The following is an 11,350-nucleotide window of genomic DNA, read 5'->3' as shown; positions in this document are numbered from 1 at the left end:
GCCACCTAACTGTCTACGCTTAAAGACTAAAGTTACCTTTAGCCCTCCAAGACTCGCTACGAGCGAATGGCTAGTTCTTACTCGACGGGAATCCCACCCGTTATATGATACGACCTAGGCTCGGCCGCACACCTGCCCCGTTAGTCGAACAAGAAAATGAGTCGCAACTACGATCCTTTTTAAGCTCAAGCATCCATTATTTTTAGCAAAATTATTCACAAAAAATGATATATTATAAAGCACTAAAAATAGTGCTTTAATTTGCAGGCTTATTGTACCCTCTCTCACCGTATGGCTGTAATTTCTCCAACCACTGCTTTACCATTTGCTTAAGCTGCCAGCGTCTGTCTGTACTTTCTTCAACTTCCTTCTTCTCTAGTACTTCGTATACGAATGCATCTCCCCCTAATTGACTCCAATCTTTTTGCAACTGAGCATTTGCGAATCTCCCCATTTCAAGTTGCATTTTCAGTGTTAGCCACTTGTTTTTTAAGTTAGGGCAGCTATCAACATAAATTTTTCCATTAACCTTGTTTTTAATTTGATATATGCCCATATAGGTCTTAAATTCCTTAAATTCCTCTTTTAATTCCTTACGCCTGCTCTTATCCACCGTTCTATCTCCTTTCAGGGTCTATTGCTTAATATGCTATCATTTTTAGACTCTTGATAGAATACGCAATCGTTCACATAACACCCCATATGGTTCTCCCCCTTTATCTTTAACTATTTAAAGATATTCTGTAATTCCATATGTATGCCTTGTTCCACTAAACTGCCCTGTTAGCACAATAAGAAAAAGGCTGCTGCAGCAGCCCAATCTTAAGACAGTTGTTCTTTCTCAGTTAAAACAACATATGATAAAATGCTATTATAATTTTCCAAATAACGGAATGTTTGTCGTTCCGTTAAAGGGCAGTTTAATAGCAATCTACAATACGCCACAAATGAATTTTGAACAAAGGGATTAATTGGAGGAAATAGAAAATGGATGTAAAAACACTTTTGTTACAACAATGGGCAAGCTGCTTGGATGAAGAAGACTGGTTTCCACCACTTGAAAAAGTGCTAGAGGATATTACTTTTGAACAGGCAATTTGGAAACCAGTTGTGGGGGCACATTCCATTTGGGAATTAGTTTGTCATCTACTTTTCTATGAAAAGCGATTTCTGTTGAGATTTCTGTTGCGATTTCTTGATGAAACAGCGAATGAACCACAGGCAGAAAATAATGAATCTACATTTCAATTACCAACTGAGACGTTAGAAAATTGGAAGGAAACAAAACAAGAATACTTTTATGTTCATCGTGAACTTGGAAAAATACTAGCAAAATCAGAACATGAAGATTTGTATAGACAGATCCCAGGAGAAGATAATTCATTAGTGCTTGAACTGAAGAGTTTAGCATTGCACGACGCATATCATATTGGGCAAATTGTATTCCTTAGTAAGATGCAAGGAGCTTGGGCAGGGAAACGGAGCTTTTAAAAAAGCTTCATCAGGACGTCATGAATCATTCCGTTTTTCTTTAAATTCTCTGTATGTGGGGATAACAGATAGCACAGCACAAATAATAACATTTTCAAGCATATTATAAGGAGAGTTAAAAAGAAGAACCAATACATTGATAAAAGTGAAGCTGAAAATATAATCCCTTAAATAGGACATGATAATGACAATTCCTAAATACGCTTTTTCTTCATCCATTATTTTTCACCTCAATTTGTATTCGATTCCATTGTAGTTTGAAATATGGTTAAAAAGAAATAGAAATAAAGTTAATGAATGGTTAAGTTTTTGTAAATGAAAACTTTTAGTATTGTTTTCTATTCATTTTGGAATCGATTGTAAGAATAATGGACTTGTGGAAAAACTGACTACAAACGTGAGCCTGAAGTATAGAAAATATTTTACTTAAATATGGATTTTTTGCCACATTGATAACACCTTTATGGAATACTATTTTCATTTATGTCTTTTGAACTAAACTGCCCCGATAGTTTAAGTACAACATTTCACAATCATTCTTGTAAAAAAGAAAAAGCGACCTTCTTCTTGAAGTTTCGCAGCCGTTAGTATACGTGTATTTTTTCACAATCAATCATTTTCACAATATTTGTGTTCGACGCTGATTATTGTTGACTGCGACGTAAATAAATCTGTTTCTAAGCTCAACCTATCCGATGAGTCGTAATTTGGGGTCAGTCCCCAGGTGAGGTAACGCTTTACTCCACCTGGGGACTGACCCCTCGAACATGGAATAATAATCGTCTGCTCCAGTAGGGGGAATCTAAGTAAAAAATGAACCTCGAAATACAAAAATGTCAATAATTTGTAACAATTAGAATCGGTATAAGGATATGAGGATGTTATAATCGTCCTTGTTAGAATTAACCATACTCCTATTCACTTCAATTGCTTCTTAAGTCACTTATCCATTCACAAAACACGGGAGTATTAATTTATCTTTTAATTGGGGGATTTTTTTAATGTGGGTAATTACTGTCCATTCAAAAGAACATACTAGAATGTTTGAGTTTGACACAGAAAGAGAAGCAAGAGAAACTTTCGAGAAAATTCAGGGTAACAAAATCCTTTCAGAGGTTATCTATTTCAACGATTCTTGCTTAGCTATCGCTGCTGTTTAGGATTCTTACCACGATTTATTCATTTAAAAAATTGAGTAAGCGAATGTAACGTAATCGTTAATACGTTGTTGTAAAAAGCCCTCGGATTTCTGTTGAATTCGAGGGCCTTACTTTTTGAACAATGACATCATTAAATTTTAAAAAAACGATTTCCAAGCGGAAACGTCTTCAAAAATATTTATTCAACAATAGCACCCGATAGTTTAAGTATATATATTCACAATTATTCCATTTCTTAAGAATAAAAAAAGAGCTGTCCAAAACAGCTCATTGAGCTAAAATTTATATTATTTTTTTAAAACTGGAATCCAAATTTCGCTTTTCACAGATGGTGAAGTTAAATCTTTGGTTTTAATCGACAAGATTTCGGGTCCTTCTGTTACTTGATAATTGGAAGATGGAAACCACTCAGAAAAAATCCTTCCCCAAGTTTCCTGTAAGGTACTAGGAAAAGGTCCCGTTGATTCAAATATCGCCCAGGTTAAAGCAGGAACTTCAAGTTTTGAAAAGTTTTCAGGGCATTTTTGTGTTGTTGCCACTCCTATATACTGATCAAGCTCTCCTTTTTCTTCCATACGTCCATCAGAAAAGTTTGTAGATGCTTGAATCATCCCTTTAGGTTCAACATTAGAGAGTTTTTTTAATTGATCTATTTTTTCTATAGTCAAAGATTTCCACATTGCTGTAATTTCCTGGTTTTCCCCTTCAAAAATAATTGGAACTCTTTTCATAATACCAACTATGTTAAATGCCTTTTTTTGTTCGATTCGATAATTCATTTCATTTCCTCCTCTAATTGATAATTGGAAGGTCATTGGTGGAAAGGCTTTTAATTGCTGTCCGTTGTTTCTTGCTTCTGATGGTGTTACACCATGTAAATTTTGAAAAGCTCTAGTAAAAGAGTCTGGAGAATTATATCCATATTTAACCCCAATATCAATTATCTTTAAATTACTATTGGAAAGCTCAAATGCCGCCAAGCTCAGTCGCCTACGGCGAAGGTACTCTGATAATGTTATACCTGCAAGAAAAGAAAACATTCTTTTAAAATGATATTCGGAACAATGAGCGATTCTTGCCACCACTTTAAAGTCTATTTCGTTAGTGAGGTTATCCTCAATATACCTCATTGCATCATTCATGCTCTTAAGCAAATCCATTAAATGACCCCCTTTCATCAATAGAATAACAGGAGTTGAATGTATCCGTCCGACATTATGTGCACCATTTTGTCGGTTTAATCCTATCTTTTACATATTGCTTATACAGCAATCCCTTCTTTAACACAAGCACCCGATAGTTTAAGTGTAATATTTCATAATCTTTCTTTGGGAACAATAAAAGGCATCCTTCATCTTGAAGAGTCGCACCAGTTACTTAACTTATCATTAGTTTTTTGAATTTTTCACAAAGGTATTGAAATCCATCCAAGTTGGTGTTTCAGTTACTTTTATCTGATAAATCGAATAAATATATGAACCGAGAGTAACACTACACGTAAAACTAATGTGGGGTATTAATGGAATGAAACAGATTATTCTCTGGTCACTCTTGATATTGCCTTGGGCGTCATTGTTCTTTTTCAAAATGGATACTGTACGCAGATACATGCCAGTCGCTCTATTTATGACCGTTATTCATACCTTGGCATATCAAGCGGCTTACCATTACGGATGGTGGAATGAGACAGGTTCCAGTCTGTTCGGGTGGGATAAAATCGTCCCGGTTCCTTGGGTGTATGGAGCATATTTAGTAATAGTTATCTGGGTATTCCGCTTTACTTTTGGGAAATTTTGGGTGTATTTGACTGTCAATATACTTTTGGACGGGTTATTTATGTACATCGTTTACCCGGTATGGCAACGGATGGGGCTTGTTTCGAGTAAATCGACTTTGTCTACAATAGCTATTGTTGCAATGATGGTCGGTTTTGCGTTTATCATCTATCTGTATCAACTGTGGCAGGACGAAGTGTTCAAACAGCCCAAAGCGAAACTTAGAAATGACCAAGAACCGACTTAATGCCCCTTATTGGAGAAGGAAAGCGAAGTAACCGAAAACATGGAGATTTCCACATCTATTTTCCGAATCGGACCACATTTTTCGAATGGCAATGAGTACAAGTGCATCCATCTTTGTGTTTCTGCTCGGATATCTTTTTAAAAATCGGTTCGCTTGCAGCAGATGCGGAAAGAGAGGTTATAAAAAACTCTTTTAAACGAAGTTGATCTGTGGTGATGAGTTTTTGAACCTCCTTAATAATGTCCGTTAATGCCATTCGAAACCACTCGCTTTTGTCCAAATTTATATACCAATTAAAGAACAAAATCAAATATCAACATAATCGATTAACAGAGCGTTTTTCTTAAAAAATAGCCCCCATTTGTTAAACTTAGTTCATATATTACAGTCTACACTCTACCTGAAGAAAAAAAATTAGGAGATTCCCTATTTGTGTGCTACACTTTTCTTACCATTTGATTTACTGTTTTGGAATTCCCTACTCATCCGTGAGTGGGGTTTTTTGTTTGTTCTTAACAAAAAATAAAAAAACAGACTCTAAAAATAGAGCCTGTTAAATGTTTCTAAATTAAGCTTTACGTACGTTAGCAGCTTGTGCGCCACGTTGTCCTTGCTCAACATCGAAAGTAACTGCTTGACCTTCTTCTAAAGTTTTGAACCCTTCACCTTGAATAGCTGAGAAATGAACGAATACGTCTTCTCCACCTTCACGTTCGATGAATCCGAAGCCTTTTTCGCTATTAAACCATTTTACTTTACCGTTTTCCATTTTTGTTGCCTCCTAGTGCACTTTCAGCACACAATGTATTACTATCCTTGCTCTCAGTGATCATCGAGACGAAAAGTTAAAACTTATACTATCGTTTACACCGAACAAAAATAATTCCTCTTTACAATAACATTAATTGAAAGTGTTTTCAAGAATACGAAATATTCGGTACCAATTATTCCCGACTAATCCCTATTTAGCAAAAAAAGGCTACTTATCGTGTAGCTTCAGTAATCTGCCCCGTTACTTCGTAATCATTTTAACTACAAATTTTTCTCCATTATAACGTAGGATTTCCCCTCTTTTATAAAACTAGAGTTGGTCTCTTGTAAACCAAACTTTTTATAAAAATCCACCTTATTCTTTCTGGCATTACCCAAATTCTTTTCACGCCGTGAATCTTTGCTTCCTTCAATACAGATTCTAACAATTCACTTCCGAATCCTTTTCCTTGCTCTTGTTGAAGAGTTGCAAATTTTCTAAACTGGGCTTCTTCATTGTCTATAAATAGTGATATGACAGAAACCAGTGTGCTTTCTTTAAAAAGACCAAAATGAATACCTAAATCATCATCTTCTAATTTTATATATTCAAAGGGTTTATCGGACCACATGACTTCATGTCTTAAACCCCATACTTGTTCCTGATCTACTTTTCTTATCGTAGTTTCCATAGTCCTCTCCTTTGTTTTCTATAATCTAAAAGAATCATAAATATTTTTCGCTAACAATAAACAGGTTACTGTAATAAAAAGGGCACGAACATCCCTTATTCCACAGTTATTTTGATTTAATTCCTGCACCACAAAGGGGGATTATAATTTTTTCATCCGGTGCCTTCTTATATTTTAAATAACCTGCATAGTTTGCAGCTGTTGTGACTTCAACATAGAAACCTTTATCAGCAAGCATTGCTCGTGCACTCAGAATTTCATCTTCTTTAATGTCAATAAATAAACCATTTGTTTCACGTACAGCCTCTAAAATTTGTCTTGAACGTGCCGGGGCTGCAATGGCAATACCTTCTGCTAAAGTACCTTTATTGGTTACAGGTTCTGCTATTTCCAGCCCATTTTCATAGGCTCTCATAAGAGGTGCACAGTTTGCTGCTTGGATTGCAACAATCTTCGGTATTTTTTCTATTAATTTGCTTTCAAATAACTCTTTAAAACCATAGTATGCACCAAGTACAAGTGTACCATTACCAACTGGAATGATTAATGCATCTGGTGCTCCCTTTAATTGCTCGTAAATTTCATAAGCGTAAGTCTTAGTTCCTTCATAAAAATAAGGATTATACACATGACTTGCGTAAAAAACTTTTTCTGCGTCTACTGCTTTTTGTGCCGCAGCTGCAATTTCCTCTCGTGTACCATGAATTTCTTTAATCGTTGCTCCATGTGCTTTTATTTGAGCAATCTTTTTCGGTGAAGTTTCATCGCTTAGATAAATATCACAGGCAATATTACAACGTGCTGCATAAGCTGCAATCGCCGTTCCCGCATTACCACTACTATCAGCAATCACCTTTGATACCCCTAATTCTTTTGCCTTCGTCATTAAAACAACGGCTCCTCGATCTTTAAAAGATAATGTAGGCATCATATAATCAATTTTTACATACGTATTTGGCTCCATAGGATCTAGAACGATTAAAGGTGATTGACCTTCACCCATTGTCACCGATTCCCATGTCTTAGAATCCTTTGCAAATGGCATGGTTTCAAAATAACGCCATAATGTATTGGGATAGTTATTCCATGCTGCAACATCAATTTTGGGAGAATCTTTTACTATGTTTAATACTCCACCACATTCACATTTCCATCTATTTGGTGTAATATCATGCTTTTTGCCACAACGGTTACAAATAAATTGTTCCATCATTTTTCATTCCTTTCAGATAATTTTTTATATAAATTAGACTTTTTTATACAAAATAAACAAAAAAAATATAACTAAATATATGCAATGGCATCAATTTCAATTTTGAATCCAAAATGTAATTCACTAGTGGGTACAACAGTACGTGCTGGTTTATGTTTACCGAAAAATTCCTTATAAACAGTATCTACTTTATCCCATAACTTAACATCAGGAATATATAATGTCATACGCAAAATCTGCTCTTTTTTACTTCCAGCTGCTTCTACAATCATTTCCACATTTTTAAGTGCTTGTAATGTTTCTTCTTCGATGGAGCCAAATTGCTTTTCACGGGTTTCTGGATTAATGGCAAATTGCCCTGATACATAAACAGTGTTCTGATGAACGGCTGCTAATGCATAGTGTCCATTTGATTTTAAATTTCCTACCTCAAAAATGCTTTTCATTTGATTCTCCCTTCACTTGATTTATTTTTGATTTCATCCAAATAACTATAAACTGTTACTTTGGAAATGCCCAATAAAGATGCGACTTTCTCAACAGATCCTTTCAATAAAAAAATACCTTTTTCGTCCATAAACCTAATTAATTCAATCTTTTCATGGCGTTTCATGACTGGATGTACACTGTTTTGAATGATTTGTTGAATCAATTGATCCACTATTCCTTCAACATTTTCAATTTCGTCATCCGATTTTGTTTCATTCTTTTGAACTTCAACTTGTGTTGAAAGAAAGGTACTCATAAATTGTTGCATTTGATTTAGTGCTTCAACATCAAAATTTATGCAGAAAGCACCGATCACATTTTGCTTGGAATCACGTATTAATGAAGTCGAAGAACGAATCGTACGCTTATCTTCTGTTACAAATGTATAACCTGCAAGATAATCATCTTTAAAGTCTTCTGAACGTAAAACAGTCTTCACTAAGTGATCAAATGATTGACCAATTTCTCTTCCTGTAACATGGTTATTTACTGTAAACATTACGGAGCATCGAGGGTTCGTCAAATCATGAATAACGACTTCACAGTTTGGTCCAAACATTTTTGCAGTAGATTTTGCTACAGGGATAAAACTCTCTAATACTTTCTTACTTTCTTCCAAATCTAACTACCTCATTTTTTAAAGTCCATTTAATTATATATTTTTTTATATAGAAAACGCAATATGTAGATTTTTTTATATGTTTTTTTAAAAAACACATAACTCCAATACGAAAAATCCAAAATTCACCGTCTGACTTGCAGCCAAAAACCTGAATTAGATCCATAAAATATATAAAAGGCATGAGAATTTATCATGCCTTTTTATAACCTATTTCTTTAAATGATATGGTACCGTTGTAATCACAACATCCTTATGTCTATATAACCATAAACGAAGTAATAAAGCAGTTTGATTGTGCAGTAAATTATGCCACCACTTTTTAGGAATAAATTGTGGTATAACAATCTGGATTTGTGATTTAAATTCTTCTTTTTCCTCAATCATTTTAATTAATCTTGAAAAAGGCTCTAACACCGACCTATATTTGCTTTTCAGAGTTACGAGCCTGCACGGATTTCCCCATTCCTCCCATTTTGCCTCCATTTTTTTCATAGAGTCATCATCAAAACCTACATATACTGCTAGTATGTTTTCATTACATAAACCTAGAGCAAAAGATAGGGTGTTATGAACTACACGATGTACTCCTGAGACAAGAACAATTGTGATAACTCTATTTCCTTTAGGTTTAAAGGATTTAAGATCAATCTTGAGTTCATTTGCAATGTTTTGATAATGATGATGGATTGCCAGTGAAAAGAAAATCAGGAGTGGTATTATAATTAAAACAACCCACGCTCCACTTGTGAATTTGGTAACAGCAAAAATGACAGCAACAACGGTTGTAACAATAGCTCCTACTATGTTAATGGCTAATTTGATTTTCCAACCGGAACCCTTTTCTCGAATCCATAGTTTGATAAGGCCGAATTGGGCAACTGTAAATGATAGGAAAACCCCGATTGCATATAACGGTATTAAGGCATTTGTTTGAGCCCTGAAGGCGATAATCAATAAACTAGCGATAGCTGCCAGTGCAATAATCCCATTAGAATAACCTAATCGATCTCCTCTATTCGTCAATCCACGAGGCAGAAATCCATCAGCAGCTACGATGGCAGCTAATTGGGAAAAACCTGTAAACGTTGAATTGGCTGCGAGAATGAGTACGACAAAAGTAAACCATATGATTATTTGGTACAAAAGCCCATGTCCGAAATAGGACTCAGATAATTGAGATAGCATGGTATTATTAGGATTTGGACTAATCCCCTTTACATATAAATGATAAGCATATCCCAAAAGGGTTATGGCCGTGATTGTGCCTAATGCGATGTAGGTTTTAATCGCATTTTTTTGACGAGGTTCTCTAAAGATAGGCACAGAATTTGAAATGGTTTCGATTCCAGTTAGTGCAGAGCAAGCCGAACTGAATGCTTTTAATATAAGTAAAATGGTCATTCCTTGTGGAGCGTTTCCTATAGTAGGTGTGCTCTGTTGAACAAAACCATGCCTTGTCTCGTCAAAAAAACCAGTATAGACAATAATCAACATACAAGCCATGAATCCAAATGTCGGCCATGCAAAAATTTTAGCAGATTCGGCAACTCCCCGAAGATTCACCATTAATAAAAGAAAGACACAAAGCACAGCAAGGACTACTTCATAAGGAGCTATTATTGGGTATGCGGAGACAACATTTGCTAGTGCAGAAGAGACTGAAACAGCTACCGTTAAGATATAATCTACAAGTAATGCACTTGACGCAATTAAGGATACCCACCGTTGTTTATAGTTATCCTTTGCAATAGCGTATGCCCCGCCCCCATTTGGGTAGGCTAAGACTCCCATAATATAGGAAAGAATCAGGATGGCTAATAATATAACAGTAGAAATCGTAATAGGGATGATATACCACTTTGCATCATTCCCAAACTTAACAAGTTCTGTCATTCCCGCTTCTGGCCCATACGCAACGGATGAATAAAGGTCTGCTGAAAGAATCGGCAGTGCGATATACCATATTAATTTATTGTGCTGGGCGTGAAGTTCTGCCGTCCTCATGGGTCTGCCAATTAATGTACGTTTAACACTGTTGAAATTCGAAATAGAATACCAAATACCTACCAAGCAAATTATTCCAAAAAACAATTCAATAAAATGGGCTGGATGAGTCACTTCTTTTTCCCCTTTGCAGGTAACAATTTTTTTTTGAGCTATAATGAAAAATTTAAGTTAGTCCCTATACAATAACTCAATTTGTTACATTCTTTTTATGTAAATCCTAATCCCTCTTTATTTTGCCCCCTTTAAAAAATACAAACAAAAAAAGACCTCTAAAATGAAAAATCCTTTATTGTGAATAAACACAAAAAAGAAACCCTTCAAAAGGTGGTCTTTTGACCTCCTTCGCTTTGGCCTACGAAGTTAGCTGACGGGTAGGATGGCGAAAGAGTTAAACATCCCTTCTACATATTTTGTAGAATTAACCCCCAAAAAATTGGGTCCTCCGTTCCCTAAATGGGATTAGGCATGATATGAGTTTTCTATGAAGAAAATATTACTCTCAAGAATGAAAGTTGTAAAGAGCGAATTTATACTTTAATTACATTCCTTTACAATTTCTATTTCACCAAGGGTTCTTCAACAATCTTTGGAACAAAAAAAGTCTATATATCAATACAGGACTTTTGATCAAACTTTTTTTAAAATCCACATCAAACTGTTCCCCATTCTAATGATATTCCCTATTTAACGACTACCACTTTAGTTAAATAAAAGTTAATGAAAAGGACTGCCGAAACAGCCAGTTTTTGTGAAACAGTCGAGTAGAAGGGAGCCTTTCTACCTTGCGGTAGATTGTACTCCTCCCCCCTCACAGAACCGTGCTTGCGCTATTAACGCACACGGCTCCTCCTAGTCATCATTTACAAAATATAGCTAATTTCTTTTCTTAAGTCGTATATATTAA

Annotated in this window: 12 protein-coding genes, 1 pseudogene and 1 riboswitch; of the genes and pseudogenes, 3 read left to right on the top strand and 10 right to left on the bottom strand. The window is 35.3% G+C overall.

Annotated elements, in window-relative coordinates; all coding sequences use genetic code 11:
- Positions 1-256: 256 nt before the first annotated feature.
- Positions 257-613: a GIY-YIG nuclease family protein gene (locus E2K98_RS29110; protein WP_133340369.1), complete on the bottom strand. Its 357-nt coding sequence runs from the start codon at positions 611-613 to the stop codon at positions 257-259.
- Positions 614-987: 374 nt separating this feature from the next.
- Between E2K98_RS29110 and E2K98_RS29105 the strand changes: the two genes are divergently transcribed.
- Positions 988-1,491: a DinB family protein gene (locus E2K98_RS29105; RefSeq protein ID WP_133340367.1), complete on the top strand. Its 504-nt coding sequence runs from the start codon at positions 988-990 to the stop codon at positions 1,489-1,491.
- An 18-nt stretch (positions 1,492-1,509) separates the two neighbouring features.
- On the opposite strand, the gene E2K98_RS29100 is transcribed toward E2K98_RS29105, so the two are convergent.
- Positions 1,510-1,710, bottom strand: a complete 201-nt coding sequence (locus tag E2K98_RS29100; RefSeq protein WP_133340365.1) for a hypothetical protein — start codon at positions 1,708-1,710, stop codon at positions 1,510-1,512.
- A gap of 782 nt (positions 1,711-2,492) precedes the next feature.
- Between E2K98_RS29100 and E2K98_RS31350 the strand changes: the two genes are divergently transcribed.
- Positions 2,493-2,651 carry a hypothetical protein gene (locus tag E2K98_RS31350; protein ID WP_165976429.1) on the top strand — a complete coding sequence of 53 codons (159 nt, stop codon included), beginning with the start codon at positions 2,493-2,495 and terminating at the stop codon, positions 2,649-2,651.
- 287 nt (positions 2,652-2,938) lie between these two features.
- Here E2K98_RS31350 and E2K98_RS29095 read toward each other — a convergent pair whose 3' ends face one another.
- Positions 2,939-3,811, bottom strand: coding sequence for an AraC family transcriptional regulator (locus E2K98_RS29095; protein WP_133340363.1), 873 nt, complete (start codon positions 3,809-3,811; stop codon positions 2,939-2,941).
- Positions 3,812-4,175: 364 nt separating this feature from the next.
- Between E2K98_RS29095 and E2K98_RS29090 the strand changes: the two genes are divergently transcribed.
- Positions 4,176-4,673: a hypothetical protein gene (locus E2K98_RS29090; RefSeq protein ID WP_133340361.1), complete on the top strand. Its 498-nt coding sequence runs from the start codon at positions 4,176-4,178 to the stop codon at positions 4,671-4,673.
- Between the two features lie 58 nt (positions 4,674-4,731).
- Here the strand turns inward: E2K98_RS29090 and E2K98_RS31900 are convergent.
- From E2K98_RS31900 to E2K98_RS29060, 7 genes and pseudogenes are all read right to left on the bottom strand, one after another.
- A pseudogene (locus tag E2K98_RS31900) lies at positions 4,732-4,929 on the bottom strand (IS1595 family transposase); the annotation flags it as partial.
- Positions 4,930-5,241: 312 nt separating this feature from the next.
- Entirely contained in the window at positions 5,242-5,442 is a 201-nt protein-coding gene (locus E2K98_RS29085) for a cold-shock protein (protein ID WP_026574136.1), read from the bottom strand.
- A 304-nt stretch (positions 5,443-5,746) separates the two neighbouring features.
- Positions 5,747-6,115, bottom strand: a complete 369-nt coding sequence (locus E2K98_RS29080; protein WP_308913387.1) for a GNAT family N-acetyltransferase — start codon at positions 6,113-6,115, stop codon at positions 5,747-5,749.
- Positions 6,116-6,221: 106 nt separating this feature from the next.
- A complete protein-coding gene (locus tag E2K98_RS29075) occupies positions 6,222-7,325 on the bottom strand; it encodes a threonine synthase (protein WP_133340359.1) in 1,104 nt (367 codons plus the stop codon).
- A 74-nt stretch (positions 7,326-7,399) separates the two neighbouring features.
- The gene (locus E2K98_RS29070; protein WP_133340357.1) at positions 7,400-7,774 is read right to left on the bottom strand and encodes a RidA family protein; all 375 of its coding nucleotides are present in this window, start codon (positions 7,772-7,774) and stop codon (positions 7,400-7,402) included.
- A complete protein-coding gene (locus E2K98_RS29065; RefSeq protein ID WP_133340355.1) occupies positions 7,771-8,436 on the bottom strand; it encodes a helix-turn-helix transcriptional regulator in 666 nt (221 codons plus the stop codon). Before E2K98_RS29065 ends, E2K98_RS29070 begins: the two co-directional genes overlap by 4 nt.
- 210 nt (positions 8,437-8,646) lie before the next feature.
- Positions 8,647-10,557 (bottom strand): APC family permease, encoded by a 1,911-nt coding sequence (locus E2K98_RS29060; RefSeq protein ID WP_235824969.1) that lies wholly within the window; start codon positions 10,555-10,557, stop codon positions 8,647-8,649.
- A gap of 223 nt (positions 10,558-10,780) precedes the next feature.
- Positions 10,781-10,922: riboswitch (cyclic di-AMP (ydaO/yuaA leader) on the bottom strand.
- Positions 10,923-11,350: the final 428 nt, after the last annotated feature.

It is taken from the genome of Bacillus salipaludis, from assembly GCF_004358205.1.
The sequence above is the reverse complement of the archived record's forward strand: the minus strand, read 5'-3'. Positions and strand labels throughout refer to the sequence as shown.